This is a genomic window from Bacillus sp. ISL-7 (assembly GCF_018613065.1).
This window is the reverse complement of sequence record NZ_JAGGQW010000069.1, coordinates 125,589-145,429: the sequence shown is the minus strand read 5'-3', so window position 1 is coordinate 145,429 and position 19,841 is coordinate 125,589. Positions and strand designations below refer to the sequence as shown.

Sequence of the window (19,841 nt, the reverse complement as noted above, 5' to 3'; positions counted from 1 at the left end):
ATGAATCTTGAAAGGAAATCATTTGTATACCACCTAAAATGTTTTATTACCACAATTATAAAATAAAAAGCAGTTGAAGAGTTAATAAAATCAACCTACAACTGCTATAAAACAAGGGACTTTTTCAGTGCCCTCACCGTAATCCCGCAGGAGTCTCGCGCCTTCAGCTCCAATCAACAGTGGTACAAAATTAACAATGACCATTAACATAGCCTTCGGTTAAAGAATGAATTTTGAGGAGAATAGATTTATGAATATTTTAAGTAATCTTACACTGACCTATCCAAAAATGAGAATTGCGATAGATTATCTATTTGTTCTGATTGGAGCGGCGATTATTGGTCTGACATTTAACGTTTTCCTACTCCCGAACCAAGTGGCTTCTGGTGGAGTTAGCGGTATCAGCACGATTCTAAAAACGGTGCTGGGGTGGGAACCAGCCTATGTACAGTGGGCATTTAATATACCCTTGTTCATTGCTGGTATCGTGTTTTTAGGGAAACAATTTGGCGTCAAAACGCTAGTGGGAACGATTTTTTTACCGTTCATTGTTTTTTTTACCAAAAATTTAGAGCCATGGACCAATGATGCTCTACTCGGGGCTTTGTTTGGGGGAATAGGCGTGGGGCTTGGTCTGGGCATTGTTTTTAGGGGGAAGGCATCCACCGGCGGGACCGACCTCGCCGCGCAGATTATTAATAAATATACAGGTTTTACACTGGGGCGTTGTGTGGTCCTAATCGATGGATTAATCGTGCTCACTGCTGCCATCGTGTTTGATATCGAGAAGGGATTGTATGCATTGATAGCCCTTTATGTGACAAGCAAAACGATTGACCTTGTTCAGGTTGGCTTTGGAAGATCAAAAATGGCGATGATCATTACAAGTAAACAAGAAGAAGTTCGTGCAGGAATTTTGAATAAAATTGACCGTGGTGTGACAAAACTATCAGCATATGGTGGTTTTACGGACCATGAAAGGCCAGTTCTGATGTGTGTTGTGGACCAAACGGAGTTCACAAAATTGAAACAATTGGTCAAAGCCCTTGATCCATCTGCGTTTGTAGTTGTTATGGATGCCGCAGAAGTATTGGGAGAGGGTTTCAAACGGGAATAGGATTGGTATAATAGTGCATTGATGGTAATATTTTCAGGAGGGGATCCAGGTAATGAAGAAGAAGCTACTTACATTGTTAATGGGAACAGCATTAGTTATGGGACTTGCAGCCTGCGGAGGCGGCAATGACGACAAGGGAACGGACAAGGGAACGGACACTGTTACCAGTGATGCTGGAGCAAAGATTTTCGACCAAAAATGTTCTGGCTGTCATGGCGGTGATCTTACGGGTGGTATGGGACCAAACTTAACAAAGGTTGGCTCAAAGTACTCTAAGGACGACATTTTAGGTATTATAAAAAATGGTAAAGGTCAAATGCCGGCAAACGTTGTTAGCGGCGATGACGCGAATCAAGTTGCTGAATGGCTAGCAGCTAAAAAATAAAAGTTACAAAAACGTTCTATTTGAAAAGATAGAGCGTTTTTTTTTGCCTAAAACGCAAACTTTGTCGGGTTTTGTAATTCTTTGAAAAGAAACTGTAATATTTTTGCCGCTTTTTTTAGCAATTTATGATGTTATAATAGGAATATGCGAAATTATGCACATATTTTTTGTTATCCTAGTCCATTTTGCAAATAAATAAAGATTATTGTCGAATCGCCATTCGAGAAGTCTTTAAATAAAGGTGATAAAAATGATAGAACTACAAGATGTATATAAAAAGTACCCGAATGGGGTTTCCGCCATAAATGGAATAGACGTCCGGATAAACCAGGGCGAATTTGTCTATGTCGTTGGACCAAGTGGAGCTGGAAAATCGACATTCATTAAAATGATGTATCGTGAGGAAGTTCCGACTTCAGGGACCATCACAATGAATGGTGTCAACCTCGCAAAATTAAAGATGAAAAAGGTACCCATTTTCCGCCGGAATCTTGGCGTTGTCTTTCAGGATTTCAAGCTGTTACCACGGTTAACAGTCTATGAAAATGTAGCTTTTGCCTTAGAAGTTATTGAAGCGCAGCCGAAAGTCATTAAAAAAAGAGTGATGGAAGTTCTCGATCTTGTAAATTTAAAGCATAAGACAAAAATGCTGCCAACAGAGCTTTCTGGTGGTGAGCAACAGCGTGTTTCTATTGCCCGCTCGATTGTCAATTCACCGAAAGTGGTCATTGCGGATGAGCCGACTGGAAACCTTGACCCGGAAACATCATGGGAAATTATGAAGATTTTTGAAGAAATTAATGCACGAGGAACCACTATTGTTATGGCAACACATAACCGGGAGATTGTTAATGCATTGCAGCATCGTGTTATTGCCATTGAAGGCGGAAAAATAGTACGAGATGATGAAAGAGGTGAATACGGTTATGAAAATTAGAACAATTGGCCGTCACGCTCGAGATAGTTTTAAAAATATTAGCAGAAATGGCTGGATGACTTTTGCATCCGTTAGTGCTGTTACCGTTACCTTGATTTTAGTTGGAGTCTTTTTCGTTATTATGATGAATCTTAACAGAGTAGCACAAACCATTGAAGATGATGTGCAAATTCGCGTTCACATCGATGTTGCTGCAACCCCAAAAGATCAGCAAACCTTAAAAACTGAGATTGAAAGAATGCCTGAAGTAAAAAGTGTGACTTTCTCTTCTAAAAAGAATGAACTAGATAATTTAGTAAGCAGTCTTGGTGAGGAAGGAAAATCCTTTAAACTTTTTGAACAAGATAATCCTTTAAACGATGTATTTATCGTAAAAACGAAAAAACCAACAGATACGATGGAAGTTGCTAATCAAATCAAACAATCCAATTATGTTGCCAAGGTAAAGTATGGCCAAGGCAAGGTAGAAAAATTATTTAAGTTTATTAAAGCGAGCCGCAACGTCGGAGTTGTTTTAATTATCGGCTTATTCTTTACTGCCATTTTCTTAATCTCTAATACGATTAAAATTACGATTATTGCAAGACGTAGAGAAATTAAGATTATGAGATTAGTAGGAGCAACGAATACGTTTATTCGCTGGCCGTTCTTTTTGGAAGGATTGTGGCTCGGTTTTCTTGGGTCCATTCTGCCCATTATCCTGATTGCGATTGCCTATTATCGTGCCTATGATTACATTGGCCCTAAGCTAGAGGGGACTTTTATCAAAATCTTGCCGTTTGATCCGTTTGTCTATCAGGTTTCTGGCATTTTGATTTTAATGGGCGCATTAATCGGCGTTTGGGGCAGTTTGATGTCCGTAAGAAAATTCTTAAAGGTTTAACTAGATAAGCGAGAGCAGTGCATTTGATTAGATCAGGAAGGGCAGTCTTCATGTCCTTCCTGATTTATTATGAACGATAAGATTACTAGAATAAAAGCATGAGAACCATCAAAAGTTTCGTACACAACAACATTCGTTCACACAAAGATAAAGAACGATTCAACCTGTACATAGAGATAATGGGAGGAAAAATCGGAAATGAAGAAATCAGTAATTACTATTGCCGTTGCAACGACGGTCGGGCTGGGAACAATTTTTGGCGGAGTAACAGTTAAAACAGAAGCCGAATCGATTTCCGGATTGAAAGGTGAACAAACTAAAATTCAGGACCAGCGTTCCAATATAAAAGCCGATATAAATTCAGCAAACGATAAGATTAAAACATTACAAAGTCAGCAGGCAGATGTAAAGAGTGAAAAGAAACGCCTTGACTTTGCGATTGATGATACAACTGACAAAATAAATGATAAAACTGAGAAGATTAAAAATACGAAGGCCGAAGTGGCTAAACTCCAAGCTGAAACAAAAGTCATCAAGGAGCGAATTCAAAAGCGTAATGTGCTTTTGAAGGAACGGGCCCGCAGTTACCAAGAGAATGGTGGAATGGTTAGTTATTTGGATGTGATAATGGGATCCACAAGCTTTAATGATTTCATTGATCGTGCAAACGCAGTAGCAACCATCGTGCAGGCGGACCAGGATATTTTAGAACAGCATGAGGCCGACAAAAAGGAACTTCTCGAGAAACAAACGCGAGTAGAAACGAACCTTGCTAGCCTCCAGAAGATGCTTGTAGACTTAAAAAATATGAACCAGCAATTAAGTGCACAAAAGAAAGAAAAAGAAAAACTATTAGCTAGCCTGAAAGATCAGGAAGAAGAAGCACATGAAGGTATGCTGGATATGCAGGAGAGAGAGCAAATCCTTGCGGCTCAAGAGGCAGCCATTAAAAGGTCAATCCAAAATGAGCGAGAGCGTCAGGCAAGGGAAGCGGCTCAAGCTAAAAGTAATCAATCTAAAAGTGGAAGCAGCGGGACCTCTTCTACTTCAAGTGGAAGCAGTGCATCATCTTCTGCACCAAAGGTGTCAAGTGGTAGTTTCACAAGACCAGCACCTGGGGTCATTACTTCGACCTTTGGAGCCCGTGGTGGATCATTCCACTATGGTTTTGACATCGCAAAACCGGGCGATAATGTACCAATAGTCGCTGCTGCAGATGGGGAAGTATATGTTTCGCATTACTCATCAAGTTATGGAAACGTAGTGTATATTTTGCATAACATCAATGGTCAAACGTATACCACCGTTTACGCACATATGAGAAGAAGTTTGGTGGGAGCAGGTGCAACCGTGAAAAAAGGACAACAAATTGGTGTTATGGGTAACACGGGTGATTCCAGAGGTCAGCACTTACACTTTGAACTATACAAAGGGCGTTGGCAATATCATGCGGCAATCAATCCATCGGGCATTGTACCGCTATAATAATGGAATGGGAGAAGTTCTTACTTCTTCCATTTTTTTATTCAATCATAACTCGTCCACTCCTAACATATAAGTTAATAATCGGGCAGGAATTTGGAGCCTTGTTATAAAAATAGATAGGACACGCATTTTTAACTCGAGGAGGATTGGGATGAATCGTAGATGGATTGCCCTGTTGATGACGGGTTCGCTTCTGACAGGAGCGGGGGGCACATATGCAGGAATGCAGTTAATAGATCATAAAATCGGAAACAAGAAGCTTCAGTTAGCGCAATCACCAAATGATAATCAAATAATTTCCGAAGAAAATACAGCTGATCTTGAAAAAGTAGAGCAGGCCTATGACCTTATTTTAAGCAGGTATGTTGAAAAAGTGGATCAGGATAAATTAGTAGAGGGTGCGATCCAAGGGATGCTTTCAGTCTTAAAGGATCCGTATTCCGTCTATATGGACAAGGAAACAGCCAAACAATTCACACAAACTTTGGAATCCTCATTCGAAGGGATTGGAGCCGAAGTTGGAATGGTCGATGGGAAAATTGTGATTGTCTCACCTTTCAAAAATTCCCCCGCTGAAAAAGCAGGCATCAAGCCGAATGATCAAATATTAAAGGTGAATGGAAAAAGTGTGGAAGGACTTGACTTGAATAAAGCAACGCTAAAAATCCGCGGCAAAAAAGGCACAAGGGTTCAATTAATGATTGCGAGAAAAGGGTTAAAAGATCCACTAGCCATTGATGTCACACGTGATGAAATTCCACTTGAGACCGTACATGCTTCCATTAAGAAGCAGGATGGCAAAAAGGTTGGCTATATTGAATTAACCTCCTTCTCTGAAGATACGGCTGCTGATTTTGAAAAGGAATTATCGTCCCTCGAAAACGATGATATTAAAGGGTTAATTATTGATGTACGTGGAAACCCTGGCGGCCTTCTGGATAGTGTTGGTGAGATTTTAAAAGAATTTGTACCAAAGGATAAGCCGTATGTCCAAATCCAACAGCGAAACGGTAAGAAAAAACGTTACTTCTCGACGCTATCGAAGAAAAAGGATTATCCAGTGCTTGTCCTTGTTAACAAAGGCAGTGCCTCCGCATCGGAAATTCTCGCAGGTTCACTGCAAGAGGCGGCAGGTTACCAGCTCATCGGAGAAACAACGTTTGGAAAAGGCACGGTTCAACAAGCTGTCCCAATGGGGGATGGCAGCAATATCAAGTTAACGTTATTTAAATGGCTGACCCCAGATGGAAATTGGATCCACAAAAAGGGAATCCAACCAGATGTGGCCGTTAAGCAACCGGCCATATTCGCCACCCATCCCATTCAAGTGGAAGAGACACTGGAAGAGGATATGAACAATGAGCAGGTTAAGAATGCTCAAGAAGTGTTGGCTGGTTTAGGATTTGCCCCAGGTCGGACGGATGGATACTTCAGCAAGGAAACGACCATGGCCGTAAAAGGCTTTCAACTTCATGTTAACATGAAGCCGACAGGAAAAATCGGCCCCAAAACAGCTGCCAAACTTGAAGAAGCTGCGATTGTTGAAATGAAAAAAGAAAAAAACGATCTCCAGCTGCAAACGGCATTGAGATTAATTACCAAATAGTAAACAGGGGCTTTAGCCTCTGTTTTTCTTTTTGGGTAGTAACTGTTACAACATTTTTGCCATTTTCTAAAAACTAGTAATATGTTTTATGGTTCTAATTTGGTAAAATAATCTTTAAGAGATTTTTTTATGATAAATTACTAGAATTAATAGAGGCAGGTGGCAGGAAATGGTGGAAACATGGCTTGCGGAACTTCTAAAAGGGACAGGCAAGTTATTTCTTCATCCTGTTTTATACTATCTTGTTTTCCTAACAGGGATTTTAGGTGTTACAAGAGTGAAGCGTGAGCGAAAAAACTTTCATATTCGGGCACATGATGCCTATTTTGAACTCCGCCAGTTATTTCCGCAGGGAGTTCTGATCGGACTGGTTCTTTCTATTATTGTTGTTGCGGCAGGCATCGCCGTTCCATTTGCAACAATTCTACTGATTGCTGTCTTTACGTTTTTGTGGTCACTGACAACAAATGTTCGATGGATATCACCTGCATATACAATTGGGGCTGCCTTTTTCGCGATTATATTGATTGCTGAGAATAGTTGGTCGATCCCGCTCTTTACGAAGTCGTTTCAAGCACTGGGTGACAAGGTTTATCCTTCTGTTGTCGTTGTGCTAGGAATGATGTTAATTGCAGAAGGAATCCTAATTTTTAAAAATGGCGGAAAGGGGACCTCACCTAAACTTGCCAAAAGCAAACGCGGTCAAAACGTAGGGTTGCATGAAGGAAAGCGCCTCTGGATGCTTCCGTTGTTCTTACTTATACCAGGTAATGCACTGCAACTTCCATTCGATTGGTGGCCAGTCTTTCATCTGGGATCACATGAGTACTCACTAATTCTGGTGCCATTTGCAATTGGCTTTCACCAGAAAGTCAAAGGGATGCTGCCCAAAGTTGCCATTGAGCTTCATGGACGCCGAGTAATCGCCCTTGGGGTTTTCGTTACATTACTTTCTGTCGCAGGCTATTGGTTGCCGCTCAGTTCGATCGTGGTAGCGGCTCTGGCTGTCCTTGGCCGTGAATTGATTACATTAATGACAATGATGAAAGATGATAATCTCCCGTTTTATTTTTCAAAAAAAAATCAAGGCCTGATGATTATTGGAGTCATCCCTGAGTCCCCTGCAAGTAAAATGGGTCTGCAGGTTGGTGAAATCATCTCAAAAGCAAATGGACTGTTGGTTCGTGATGAAAAGGTGTTCTACGAAGCCCTGCAAAAAAATCGTGCGCACTGCAAGCTAGAGGTCCTTGATACCAATGGAGAGATCCGCTTCCTCCAACGTGCCCTATACGAAGGTGACCACCACGAACTGGGCATCCTCTTTGTTCAGGATGAGCGCAAGTATGATGAGAAAATAGGATAACGATGGTGCCTGACACCATATTCAAAAAGCCACTTAGCCAAAAATTGCTAAGTGTTTTTTTATGTTCTTTATTGGGTAATCTAATTGTGTAAAAAACAAATAAGATTATTTCGTTGACAAGATGCATTTTATATTATAAAATTACTTTGAATTAGAGATATATTAATTAATAATATTCCAATTCAAGATTACACTGTAATTTTGAGTAGGATTATGTCCTGCCAAAAAGTGTTTTGTTTATTCATGAACACTACGTAACTCTTTAGATAAAAAATTTTTATAGGTGGTGTTGAAGTTGGGTTTTTTAGGTAGACTATTTGGTGATTCAACAACAAAGGAGGAAAAAACAATGACAAAATTAAACATTGGTATTATTTTAGGTAGCACACGTCAAGGACGAGTAAGCCCACAAGTAGGGGAATGGGTGAAAGGGATTGCCGACAAACGCGGCGATGCAAACTATGAAATCGTTGATATCGCGGACTTCAATTTACCATTCTTAGGTACAACTGACGGTTCAGAACCTGGTATCGCTGAATGGAATGGAAAACTTGCTAACTTAGATGGCTTTGTATTCATTGTTCAAGAATATAACCACAGCATCACTGGTGCATTAAAAAATGCCCTTGATTTTGCACGTGAAGCATGGAATGACAAAGCTGCTGGAATCGTAAGCTATGGTTCAACAGGCGGAGCTCGTGCGGCTGAACATTTACGTGGAATTCTAGGCGAATTGAAAGTGGCAGATGTTCGTACACATCCAACCTTGTCGTTATTTACAGACTTTGAAAACGGCAGTGTATTCAAGCCAGCTGAATTACACCTTACAAATGTAAATGCTATGCTTGACGAAGTGAATAGTTGGAGTGGAGCATTAAAAACAATTCGATAATAACAAGGAGGGGGGATGATGACTCATCCCCCTTTATTGTATTTTGAAAACAGTTGAATAGAGATGAACCTTGAATCAAGGATGCCAGGTTGCGTTAATAAGGAAATTGGGTTGAATAATTGCTAAATTGTTGATAGGCCTGGTCAAGCTTTTGTTGTTCCTCGCCTTCAAGTTTGTACCAGCCATTTTGGAACATCAAGGTATACAACTCGCGGCAGCTTTGGTGCGTCTCGTTTAAAATTTGTAAGATATCAGCATGAAGTTGTTCATGACTAGCTTCACGAACGGCAATGTTCAAGCTATCCGTTAAATATTTACAAGTACTGAGCCCATCATTCAAGTAGTCACGGTCATTCATATTAGGCCCTTTAACTTTTGGCAATTGTCCGGTTTGCGGATTAGCGATTTGATTATTGTTTTGCACTTGTTGGTTTTGCACGGTTGTACCTCCTCATAATGGTGTTTAGTTGACCTGTGAAGGAATTGGTATGTTCGCCATTGCTTGATTATTGTTCACTTGCAGGTGAGGAAGCAATCGACTAAAATGATCCTGGTGCATCCTCCCAGCCTTATCAAGCGCCTGTTTGAAGGTTGGATTTTCAGCGTTTTGTGCTAGGGAGTGGAACTTTTTAAACGCTAGAAGCTCCCACGATAACGCATCTTTTAAATACATTAAGTCTTTCGTTGTAATCGCGCGCGGCGGATTCGGAATAGGTATTTGTGTTTGTGTTTGATCCATGATGGTCTCCTTTAATTAGATTTATACTTCATTGTTTAGAATGAACAAACGGCTCATCCGTTATTCTGAAACCTTCTAGGGAGACACTTTTTTTACATAAAAAAACCAAAGGATGTGCTTCCTTTGGCTGTCACCTGATTATAAGGATCGATATTTTTTCAATGAAAAGATATTCAAAACAATGAAAATAGCGGCGAAGATCACTAAGGCAAGAAGGTCCCCGCTTATATCACTCAAACTAAACCCTTTATACATCACACCTTTTAATGCGTCACCTGCGTAATACATTGGCACTACCTTCGCAACTGCCTGTAACCAATCGGCCATCCCTTCAAGCGGGAAAATTCCTGCAAAAAATATTTGTGGTATGACTGCAATCGGGATAAATTGAATCATTTGGAATTCTGAGGCTGCGAAGGTCGATAACAAGATTCCAAGCGAGAGTGCCACCAAAGCTAAGACTAAATTAATGAGGAGCACATTCCATATCGACCCGACAAGGACGATATCTAATACATTGATAGCATAGAAAACAACGATCATTGTTTGAATCACTGCGAATATTCCATAGCCAACCAAATAGGCGGTAACGATCTCCCATCTCCGAATTGGAGTAGACATCAGCCGTTCCAATGTACCCGTTGTCCGCTCGCGTAATAATCCGATTCCTGAAATAATAAAGACGAAAAAGAAGACAAAGAAACCAACTAAGATCGGACTTAACACATCAAAAAAGACAGTGTCTGAGTCACCATAAACGTAGTTTATATCGATACTTTTCGGTGTCATCGCAGGCGCTTTTCCGGAGCTTTGCATCATAATCTGTGCTTGGAACTGTGCCGAGATTACTTGATTTACCTGCATTTGCAGCGCTTTTGCTTTTGTAGGATCGTCATTCCGAAGTATCAGCTTTATTTTTCCATTTTCCTGCTGCAGCAGTCCGTCAAGGTCGTCATTTAGAATGGTCTGGTTTGTTACTGACTTGTATACTTTAAGGTTAATGTCTGCCTTTTTAAAGGCGGTTGTTAACCCACTATTAACGCCCGTGACACCTAATTTAGGATCGACGGTGTTGCCATTGAATAAAAAGTACATCAAGGTCAGAATTAGTAGTGGTGCCACAAATAACAAGGCTAAGGTGCGTTTGTCCCGAAACATCTGCTGACAAATTCTTTTAATTAGCGCAAGAACTCTCATGATTGTTTCACCCCTGCCTTCAAGAATACCTCATCAAAATCGTCTGTCCCGTAGAACACCTTTAATTCTGCTGGCGTTCCACTCGTTAAAATGCGGCCGTCGCGGACCATAGCAACATAATCGCATTTCACCGCTTCATCCATAACATGAGTGGTGACAATGATTGTTTTTTGCTCTTCATTTTTCAAACGTAAGAATTCTTTCCAAATCGATAACTTTAATTCGGGATCAATGCCGACAGTTGGTTCATCTAAGATTAATATTTTAGGGTCCTGAATTAAGGCAATCGCTAGGGATAAGCGCCGTTTCATCCCCCCAGAATAAGCAGCTACCCGTTTCTTTAAGTCGTCTGTCAGGTTTACTAAGTTGGAAACATAAGTGATTCGCTTTTTCTGTGCTTCTTTATTTAACCCAAATAGCGAAGCGAAAAACTTAAGATTTTCTTCACCTGTTAATTCGCCATACAAGGCGTCTGCTTGGGCCATATAACCAATTTCCTGAAGTAAAGCAAGATTTGGCATTTTCTTATCTAATACATGAATCGATCCGGTATCCGCCTTATCCATGCCAACAATCATTTTGACAAGGGTGGTTTTCCCGGCCCCTGAAGGTCCAATCAACCCAAATAATTGCCCTTTCTTGATCTTTAAGTTGACGTCATTTAAAACGGTTTTTTTTCCAAAGCTTTTGCTGACTTCTTCTACTTTTATGGTTGAATCCATCAATCATTCCCCCTAGGATTGTTGACGCGGTTATGATTTTATTTTACAACTCAGTGAAAGATAATCAATAAACAAAAAACAACAATGTGTTGATTATGGTCCACTAGTTAACAAAGTGTTCATTTACTTTTGAAAAAAGGCAGCCTAATTTTTTATCAACCCGGTAACATGCCTTGGGCCTAATAATGTGATCCGCGATAAGATCATCGCCATTTCCCGCGGTGATTTTTCCATCCCGTTTTCTAGCCAGTGCTGAATCACACCAAGGTGGGCAGAGCTGACATAGGAAAATAGATATTCTACGGGGACAAGCATTTCTTCCCTTTTTATCTTTGACATAATATGTTGGAAAAAGGTCTTTTTAATGATATCTCGCAATTTTCCTTGGAAGGATGCGTCACCTTTGGGACCCAAAATCACTTTCATAAAACTTGAATTCTCATGGAAAAACTCAAATAGGTTAATGATGAAGGGAAATGGATCATTTTCACTATTAAAATTCAAGAAATCATTTGGATTTATCTCTTGGGTCATTTTTTCAATTTCATTTAATATCTGAGCCTCACTCTGCTCCAACAAATCATATTTATCACGATAATGGAGATAGAAGGTACCCCGATTAATATCCGCTTTTTTCGTTAAATCACGAACCGTAATTCCTTCAAAGCCTTTTTCCTCCATTAGCTCTGTTAGAGCATCACGAATTAATCGCTTCGTCCGTACGATCCGCCTATCTGTTGATTTTTCCGACATGTCAAATCCCTCCTTGAAAATTGGTAATTGCCATACCTGCCAAACAAATTATAATATACATCGTGGATGTTAATAAACATCGTGTACATTAATTTTCTTGAATAAACAAAAGGGGATTCCTATTTTGAAGTAGGAATTTTTTTGTATATTTGCCAGCGTGGCTGTTAAACCTAAAATGGGAAATTCTTATCCATGAAAGGTGGTTTAGCCATGATCTTTAACTTGTTGAATGGTATTGAGTTTCAAAATCCGAATATTTTTAATCTTGAAGGAGCAGCAACAATCGTTTTTTATTTTACAGTCTACTCATGGTTAGGCTGGCTGCTTGAAAACAGTTATAACTTTTTCACTAAACAGGAGTTTTTTAAGCCGAATTTTTTATTTGGACCATTTAAACCGATGTACGGCTTTACCCCTGTCCTCCTGGTATATTTGATTTCACCAGAAACAAATTGGCTAGTGGTAATCCTCCTCTGCTGCTTGATCCCCACCATGGTGGAATATGTGACGGGAGCATTATTACAAAAGCTTTTTAACCGGCAATGGTGGGACTATTCCGATTCACCCTTGCAGCTTCATGGACATATTTGTTTGCCCTTCTCGGCCTGCTGGAGTATCCTCTCCCTTCTTTGCGTAAAATGGATCCATCCTGCGGTTGCATCTATGTACGGAGCAATTGAACCATATTGGGCCTGGGTCTGGTCTGCAGTAGGATTATACTTCCTTGCCGATCTTGTATTAGCCATCCGGAAACATTCATTGCAGGACCTTATTACCGATGAACCAACCAATCCAATCCAATAGGTGCCTGACACCATATGAAAAAACTCCTTCCATAACATATAAGAAGGAGTTTTTTGCTTTAATACGTCAATCATCATACATGGCCATGGATGATGAATTTGAGCAAATAGTTTTGATATTTTAATTGAATCGCCGAATGATTGTGGCAGGTGTGATCTGAATAAAAGATTAAAATTCAATGAAAAAAAGAAAACTAAGCAGAAATCATGCTAAATTGAAGTAGATCATTTCTAAAAAAATAAGATGGTTTTATAAAATATGTAAATTTGTAACCTAGGTTCATGCCATATAAAGGAGGGGTGACGATGAAACAGCGGATTTTGGTTGTAGAGGATGAAAAACAGATCGCCAAGATATTAAAGATCGAACTGGAGTATGAGGGATACGAAGTACATGTTGCTTATGATGGGAAATCGGGATTGCAGGCAGCCTTACATGAAAAATTGGATTTAATTTTATTGGATGTTATGCTGCCTGAAATGAATGGCATTGAGGTTTTAAGAAAAATACGAAAAGAGAATGACCTCATCCCTGTTATTTTATTAACAGCCCGCAATATGACCATGGACAAGGTAGCAGGACTCGATCAAGGGGCGAATGACTATATCACCAAGCCATTTGAAATCGAGGAATTATTGGCAAGAATTCGTTCTTGCCTTCGTCAAAGTACCATTGCAGTCATGGCATCACAATCGAATGACTCCTTATTAGAAATAAGGGATTTAACTGTTAATCTGGATACAAGAGAGGTCAAAAGGGGGGAGACTTCCATCACGTTAACTCCCAAGGAATTCGATTTACTCGTTTATTTGCTATCCAATAAAAATAGAATTGTCACGAGAGAGAGCATCCTCCTTCATGTTTGGGGCTATGAATATGAAGGGGAAACCAATGTCATCGATGTGTTTATCAGACATTTACGAAAGAAAATGGAAGAAGGTTTTTCTGACCCAACGATTATTCAGACGGTAAGGGGCATTGGTTATACCGTAAGGGAGAATTAACAAATGAAGATTACCACAAAAATAAATCTTATTACTACGGCATGGATTTTATGTATGTTACTTGCTGTGAATGCTGTTGTCTTTTTTTCATTTATGAAGATTACTGTCAATATGGAAGATGGTGAACTACTTCAAAAGGCTGATTATTTGATAAACGAAATCAACAAGGAAGATTCTCTAGCGGTTATTAAAGAAAAATTAACCCCATATCTAACGAACCAGTCCTTTATAAGGATCGTTCAGCCAGATTCTAAAATAGTTAATCAAGTAACGAATGATCCGAAATTAGCGGCTAAAATAAAACCACAATTTACTACTCAAAAAGGTACGGAAAGGCGGACCATTAGACTTAAAAATCAAGAAGAACAAATTGCCATTGTCAGGGTGCCAATCCAATCAAATGGCCATGTAGTAGGAACACTAGAGTTCGGGGAGAAATTAGTGGGATTGGAAACAGGAAAAGACTTATTACTTTCCATTCTTGTCTTTTGTACCATTTTAGGTGCGGTATTATCACTGCTCGGTGGTAGATGGTTGTCAAATCTGATTATGAAACCTATCTCTAATATGATTAACACCATGGAGGATATTGAAAAAAGCGGGATCCCGAAAAAGATCATCATCCAACATGAGACAAAGGATGAATTGCAAAAATTGGCCGTTACGTTTAATCGGATGATTGGCAGATTAGAGGCAAATCTCGAAAAACAGCGGCAATTTATTTCGGATGCTTCACATGAATTGAAGACCCCGCTTACTGTGATCAAGAGTTATGCAGACCTACTGTTAAGACGGGGGTTAAAAAATGAAGAGGTTGCCCATGATGCGATTGAATCGATTCATTCAGAAGCAACAAGAATTCAAAAAATGACTGAAAGGTTTCTTGATTTAGCCGATACAGAATCAGGTCATCTTTTAGAACCAAAAGTAATCAATTTAGTTTCCTTGTGCGAGAATATCTTCAAGCAGCTTAAAAGTGCTTATAAGAGGGAAATTAACCTCCATTACCAAGAACCCGCCATTACGGTTATGGCGGATGAAGTCAAGCTAAAGCAGGCAATGATAATCTTAATCGATAACGCAATTAAATATAGTACAGATAAAATAGATGTGTACTTACAGGATAAGGAACAATTGACGATTATTACGGTAAAAGATTACGGAATCGGCATACCTGAGTGTGAAATAGAGAATGTCTTTGAACGGTTTTACCGGGTGGACAAGGCACGAAGCAGGGAGACAGGCGGGACAGGGTTAGGCTTGTCGATTGCCAAAAATATTATGAAGCAGCATCAAGGGGAAATTATCGTAAAAAGTACGGAGGGAGTCGGAACAGAGGTGGAGTTGTTCTTACCCAAACGTAAAGTTGGAAAGGAAATGTTTTTCGAGTGATTAAAATATTGATCGTAAGTGTTATTCTTTTATTCATTTTGTTTCTTATCTATTCCATATTGCCAACTATCCTGATACGGATTAGCGGAAGGGGAATCATCAAAACGATCCATGCTCCAGCTATTGCTTTAACGTTTGATGATGGACCCAATCCTGAATACACACCACAATTACTTGATCTTTTGAAAAAGTACGGTGTAAAGGCATCCTTTTTTGTGGTTGGCAGTAAAGTGAAAGCCTATCCTGCCATTATTAAACGGATGAGTCAGGAAGGACATACAATTGGAATTCATCATTATAACCATATTTCGAGTTGGATTCTTTCCCCCTTTCACTTGAAAAAACAACTGCAAATGACAGAACAGGCAATCAAAGATTGCACCAATGAAGCAGTAACCTTTTACCGGCCGCCATGGGGGAGCTTTAATAGTGCCAGCCTATTTTTGAGCAAGCGATATAAAGTGATTATGTGGTCGCATATCTTCGGTGATTGGAAGGTAGCGAAGGGTAAAAACGGCCTGCTTGAAGAATTGCTCCAAACGACAGAAGCAGGCTCTGTATTGTTGCTTCATGATTGTGGGGAAACCTTGGGTGCCGATAGGCTAGCTCCCCGTTATATGCTAAAGTGCTTGGAAGTCTATTTACAGGAAAATGTAAATAAGGGCACAAAATTTATCCCATTAAAAGAAGTGAACTTTTAGAGGCTGCTATGAATGTAGAGACAATTATTAATTATATTAATATATATGGTTACCTAGTCATTTTTCTCTTTTTATTCTTTGGTATTGTGGGCATTCCTGCTCCTGAAGAATCGCTGCTCTTTTTAATCGGCGTGCTGAGTTTTCATCATAAGCTCTCAATAGGGCTAGCCATACTAAGCTCCATTCTCGGAGCGTTTATTGGAATGCAAACAGCCTATTCGATTGGAAAATATGCAGGGTCCCCTGTTATAAAAAAATTCGGTAAGTATGTCGGGATTAGCGATGACCGTTGGGAAAAAGTAAGTCGTATATATACGAAAAATGTACGCAAAACAATCGTTATCGGTTTTTATCTGCCAGGTATTAGGCAGATCAGTCCGTATTTTGCTGGGATTACAAACATTCCATTTCGGCGGTTTTTCCTTTTTTCCCTGCTAGGCACTCTTCTCTGGACCATCCCTTTTATTGTGGGAGGCTATTATGCAGGAAAGGTATTTCATATAAATCCAGACTATATTCCATATTTAGGAATGGTATTTTTCATTCTTTTTCTGCTATTTGTCATACTTAAGTATATAAAAAGGAAAAGAACTGCATCAGCTGAATAAGAGAAAATAATAGAAAACCTGAAAAGGCATCTTTTCAGGTTTTTGTTTTTTAGACCAAGCTAAAAAAAAGCTGAAGGTAAGATTAAAAATCCATTAAAAAACGAGTTTTTTAAGAAATGAGTGATACATTGAAAGGGTAATTTAGAAATCATCATTTTCAAAGTTCGATTTCTAGTAGAACAGGAGATGGAATAAGTGAAGAAGATTTTGTTTTTACCACTCTTACAAATGCAATCGGGACATCATCAAGTTGCTGAGGCATTAATGGATCTGTTAAAAAATCATACAGATGATCTTACATTTAAAAAAATCGACTTGTTAAGTTATACAAATAAATCGTTAGAAAAAGTGATTACAAATGGCTATCTCAATTGGATCCGCTACGCGCCAGAAACTTATAATCTTGCCTATAAAAGCTTTTTTTACGTATCACCAACTAAAAAACATTCCTTTAAATGGTATCAACCGCTCTTTTTGAAGAAAATGGAGCAATTGTTAGCAGAGGAAAAACCAGATTTACTTGTATGTACGCATGGGTTCCCTTCTTATCTTCTTAGTAAGTTAAAAATGAAGGGAAAATGCGACATACCGATTATTAACGTTTACACAGATTTCTTTATTAATAGTGTTTGGGGAAGAGAGGGGATCGATCTTCATTTTCTCCCTAGCCAAGAGATCAAACGAAAACTAAGCAGAAAATATCAAACCACGAACCAACGGCTGATGGTCACTGGTATTCCTGTCCATGAAGAAATTACGAAAACCCTCCATCGGAAACACGAAAACGAGCGTCTCAAAATCTTATTATCTGGAGGAAATAGCGGTTTGGGCGGGATTTTGAAACTAGCGGAAGAGTTAAAACTCTCCACAAACTTAGACTTCTTGGTATTGTGTGGTAATAACAAGAAGCTTTATGATGAAATTCTTTCGTGGGATTTAGAGCATATCAAACCATTAACCTATCTTTCTTCAAGATCAGAAATGAATTTACTGTATGAAGAAGTGGATGCGATAATTTCAAAACCGGGTGGAGTCACTATAAGTGAAGCAATCCGAAAAAGACTGCCAATCTTTGTTCATTCTGCACTTCCAGGGCAGGAGGAAATAAATCTCCTATATTTAAAGCGGAAAGAGCTAGTGTTTGATCTTGATCAGAGCACTCCATTGGAAAAACAGCTGCTTAGTGTTTTAACGAACCAGAAAAAAATGAAAGGCTGGGAGGATGCTATTGATGCTTACCAGCAGGGAATTGAGCTAGAGAAGCCGGAAAATATCGTGGAGTTGATAGAAAAAACCCTTGACCAAAAGACGAGCAGCAGACAGTCGAGATTGGTTAGATATTCTTCTCCTTTGAGAATTTAAGTTTGTTGAAACACATGAATCTGGAGGTTAGTTAAGATGTCTCACATAGACTATGGTATCTTTCAAATAATAAATCACCTTGCAATAAGTGAGCGATTTTTAAACCCACTAATGATATTTTTAGCAGAAAAAGCAGAGTATTTATTTTTTGCGGGAATCATTTTTTATTGGTTTTATCATAAATCACAAAACCGAAAAATGGTTATTGAAGCAATCCTGGCCGCGTGCGTTGCGCTAAGTATAAATGGAGAAATAGGTCACTTTTTTTACCGGAATCGTCCTTTTGTCACCCATCATGTAAACTGGTTAATCCCTCATGTGAAAAACGCCTCGTTTCCAAGTGACCACGCGACTGCCGCATTCGTGATTGCGACGGCCATTTGGATTTGGAAAAAACGTGACGGCTGGATGTGGTTGGTCTTAGCTGCAGGCATTGCTCTGTCCCGTGTTTGGACAGGAGTACATTATCCTTTAGATGTGGTAGCAGGAATGCTCATAGGGACAAGTGTAGCTTTTGCCATCCATTTCTTACTAGTTCGATTCGAGGAAATGAACAAACTAATCCTTTGGTTAATTGAGTACTATGAGAAAATTGAGAGTAATCTTTTAAAAAAGACCCGTCTAGTCAGAAAAAGATAGAAAGCCGAACGAGGCAGCGGCTTTGTATGCGTTAAAGAGGGACTTTGCTTTGAAAGTAAAACTGAATATGGAAAAGGAAGAGCCACTAAGGTTCTTCTTTTTTGTCATAAATCAGCTAAACTGGCATAAAATCTAAAGTTAATTGCTCGCTTAAAAAGTAAATATCCCCAGAGTAGGAAGGAGGATATCATGTTCTATGCGATGTGGTTGGAAGGTCAATCGTTGTGGAATACACCATTACTAGCTTGCCTCATTTGTATAGCGGTTTTATATGTAGTCTTAGTACTTTCTTTTACAAAAATAAAGCTTCATCAAAAACAACCCCTGCTTTTTTTCCTCAGTTTAAGCATTATGTACGGAACCTTTGGCAGTCCATTTGAAACCATAAGTCACTTGTCGTATAGTTTGCACATGCTGCAAATGAGCATTTTATACTTTATCATCCCACCTCTATTTTTATTAGGAATTCCAGATGCATTTCTCCAGCAAATTCGTCATCTCTCCATTTTTGTAAGAGTAAGCAAGTTTTTCTTACCGCCAATTGCTGCACTTTATGCTTTTGGAGCAATGTTCTTGATATACCATTTCCCAGTAGTTTTAAGGACTCTCTCTGAAAATTCGTTTGTCCATAATGGGTACCTATTTGTGCTGTTTGTCCTTTCTTTTAGGATGTGGGGGCCAATAGCATCTCCTGACTCGAAGAAGTATGGTTCAAAAGGGCAAAATAAACGTTATCTATTATTGAGCGGGCTTGTATTAATGCCTGCCTGTTTGCTTTTCATATTAACTGCCTTTATTGGTGGAATGAATAATCCTCTACTTACACAACTAACCGCGAACCTTTGTATCTCACCTTCGCAATTAAGTTCTCTCAATATACTGCCATCACCATTTAATACAAGACTTGATCAATTGTTTGCGGGAATCCTAATGTTGGGAATGCATAAATTAGGATTAACCTTGACCGTTCGTCTTGGTAAAAAAATGAATAGTGGGAATGTGGTGGGAATTGTTGACTGACCGCCACTTCCCACTATTTTTTCTGTGTCCGGATACTTTCCAGTGCCGTTAAATATATTCCGCCATAATTTTGGGAATGGTATGTAAGAAGTGTGCTTTATTAATTAAATTAGCCAAAAGATTAGGTGGGATTTTTATTTACAAAAAACAAGAGCGGAAGCTCATTTGGCTGGCGTTTATTGTTGCATCCATTATGGGACTGTCGATCATTGGAAGGCTATTTTCAGGATAA

At 39.3% G+C, this 19,841-nt stretch carries 21 protein-coding genes; 16 read left to right on the top strand and 5 right to left on the bottom strand.

Translation table 11 applies throughout. The features are described 5' to 3' along the window. Positions 1-289: 289 nt before the first annotated feature. From J7E66_RS26670 to J7E66_RS26635, 8 genes are all read left to right on the top strand, one after another. On the top strand, positions 290-1,117 hold the full coding sequence (locus tag J7E66_RS26670) for a YitT family protein (RefSeq protein ID WP_374103890.1): 828 nt from the start codon (positions 290-292) through the stop codon (positions 1,115-1,117). Positions 1,118-1,169: 52 nt separating this feature from the next. Continuing rightward, positions 1,170-1,502: a cytochrome c551 gene (cccB, locus tag J7E66_RS26665; protein WP_215005704.1), complete on the top strand. Its 333-nt coding sequence runs from the start codon at positions 1,170-1,172 to the stop codon at positions 1,500-1,502. 250 nt (positions 1,503-1,752) lie between these two features. Next, positions 1,753-2,439: a cell division ATP-binding protein FtsE gene (gene ftsE / locus J7E66_RS26660; protein WP_215005701.1), complete on the top strand. Its 687-nt coding sequence runs from the start codon at positions 1,753-1,755 to the stop codon at positions 2,437-2,439. Beyond that, complete coding sequence (gene ftsX / locus J7E66_RS26655; protein WP_215005697.1) at positions 2,429-3,322, top strand: permease-like cell division protein FtsX; 894 nt, start codon at positions 2,429-2,431, stop codon at positions 3,320-3,322. The genes ftsE and ftsX overlap by 11 nt, the downstream gene beginning before the upstream one ends. A gap of 198 nt (positions 3,323-3,520) precedes the next feature. Beyond that, a complete protein-coding gene (locus J7E66_RS26650; RefSeq protein WP_215005693.1) occupies positions 3,521-4,807 on the top strand; it encodes a murein hydrolase activator EnvC family protein in 1,287 nt (428 codons plus the stop codon). Between the two features lie 151 nt (positions 4,808-4,958). Then, positions 4,959-6,413, top strand: a complete 1,455-nt coding sequence (locus J7E66_RS26645; RefSeq protein WP_215005691.1) for a S41 family peptidase — start codon at positions 4,959-4,961, stop codon at positions 6,411-6,413. A 169-nt stretch (positions 6,414-6,582) separates the two neighbouring features. Beyond that, on the top strand, positions 6,583-7,776 hold the full coding sequence (locus J7E66_RS26640) for a PDZ domain-containing protein (protein ID WP_215005688.1): 1,194 nt from the start codon (positions 6,583-6,585) through the stop codon (positions 7,774-7,776). A 295-nt stretch (positions 7,777-8,071) separates the two neighbouring features. After that, the gene (locus tag J7E66_RS26635) at positions 8,072-8,668 is read left to right on the top strand and encodes an NADPH-dependent FMN reductase (RefSeq protein WP_215005685.1); all 597 of its coding nucleotides are present in this window, start codon (positions 8,072-8,074) and stop codon (positions 8,666-8,668) included. A 94-nt stretch (positions 8,669-8,762) separates the two neighbouring features. On the opposite strand, the gene J7E66_RS26630 is transcribed toward J7E66_RS26635, so the two are convergent. From J7E66_RS26630 to J7E66_RS26610, 5 genes are all read right to left on the bottom strand, one after another. Next, positions 8,763-9,092 carry a spore coat protein gene (locus tag J7E66_RS26630; RefSeq protein ID WP_215005732.1) on the bottom strand — a complete coding sequence of 110 codons (330 nt, stop codon included), beginning with the start codon at positions 9,090-9,092 and terminating at the stop codon, positions 8,763-8,765. A 39-nt stretch (positions 9,093-9,131) separates the two neighbouring features. After that, a complete protein-coding gene (locus J7E66_RS26625) occupies positions 9,132-9,407 on the bottom strand; it encodes a ferritin-like domain-containing protein (protein ID WP_215005683.1) in 276 nt (91 codons plus the stop codon). A gap of 138 nt (positions 9,408-9,545) precedes the next feature. After that, positions 9,546-10,604, bottom strand: a complete 1,059-nt coding sequence (locus J7E66_RS26620) for an ABC transporter permease (RefSeq protein ID WP_215005680.1) — start codon at positions 10,602-10,604, stop codon at positions 9,546-9,548. Next, on the bottom strand, positions 10,601-11,326 hold the full coding sequence (locus J7E66_RS26615; protein WP_215005677.1) for an ABC transporter ATP-binding protein: 726 nt from the start codon (positions 11,324-11,326) through the stop codon (positions 10,601-10,603). The genes J7E66_RS26620 and J7E66_RS26615 overlap by 4 nt, the downstream gene beginning before the upstream one ends. Positions 11,327-11,470: 144 nt before the next feature. Continuing rightward, positions 11,471-12,079: a TetR/AcrR family transcriptional regulator gene (locus J7E66_RS26610; protein WP_215005674.1), complete on the bottom strand. Its 609-nt coding sequence runs from the start codon at positions 12,077-12,079 to the stop codon at positions 11,471-11,473. Positions 12,080-12,289: 210 nt separating this feature from the next. On the opposite strand from J7E66_RS26610, the gene J7E66_RS26605 reads away from it, so the two are divergent. The 8 genes from J7E66_RS26605 to J7E66_RS26570 all read left to right on the top strand — a co-directional run bounded on the left by J7E66_RS26605 (position 12,290) and on the right by J7E66_RS26570 (position 19,609). Further along, positions 12,290-12,883, top strand: a complete 594-nt coding sequence (locus J7E66_RS26605) for a putative ABC transporter permease (RefSeq protein WP_215005671.1) — start codon at positions 12,290-12,292, stop codon at positions 12,881-12,883. 305 nt (positions 12,884-13,188) lie between these two features. Continuing rightward, positions 13,189-13,887 (top strand): response regulator transcription factor, encoded by a 699-nt coding sequence (locus J7E66_RS26600; protein ID WP_215005668.1) that lies wholly within the window; start codon positions 13,189-13,191, stop codon positions 13,885-13,887. A 3-nt stretch (positions 13,888-13,890) separates the two neighbouring features. Beyond that, positions 13,891-15,279 (top strand): sensor histidine kinase, encoded by a 1,389-nt coding sequence (locus tag J7E66_RS26595; protein ID WP_215005665.1) that lies wholly within the window; start codon positions 13,891-13,893, stop codon positions 15,277-15,279. Beyond that, positions 15,276-15,980, top strand: coding sequence for a polysaccharide deacetylase family protein (locus J7E66_RS26590; protein WP_308162595.1), 705 nt, complete (start codon positions 15,276-15,278; stop codon positions 15,978-15,980). Before J7E66_RS26595 ends, J7E66_RS26590 begins: the two co-directional genes overlap by 4 nt. Before the next feature lie 8 nt (positions 15,981-15,988). Continuing rightward, positions 15,989-16,588, top strand: coding sequence for a DedA family protein (locus tag J7E66_RS26585; RefSeq protein WP_215005662.1), 600 nt, complete (start codon positions 15,989-15,991; stop codon positions 16,586-16,588). Between the two features lie 195 nt (positions 16,589-16,783). Further along, positions 16,784-17,950: an MGDG synthase family glycosyltransferase gene (locus J7E66_RS26580; RefSeq protein WP_215005659.1), complete on the top strand. Its 1,167-nt coding sequence runs from the start codon at positions 16,784-16,786 to the stop codon at positions 17,948-17,950. Between the two features lie 36 nt (positions 17,951-17,986). Beyond that, positions 17,987-18,589 (top strand): undecaprenyl-diphosphatase, encoded by a 603-nt coding sequence (locus tag J7E66_RS26575; RefSeq protein WP_215005656.1) that lies wholly within the window; start codon positions 17,987-17,989, stop codon positions 18,587-18,589. Between the two features lie 189 nt (positions 18,590-18,778). Continuing rightward, entirely contained in the window at positions 18,779-19,609 is an 831-nt protein-coding gene (locus tag J7E66_RS26570) for a cytochrome c oxidase assembly protein (RefSeq protein WP_215005653.1), read from the top strand. The last annotated feature ends 232 nt before the right edge of the window (positions 19,610-19,841 follow it).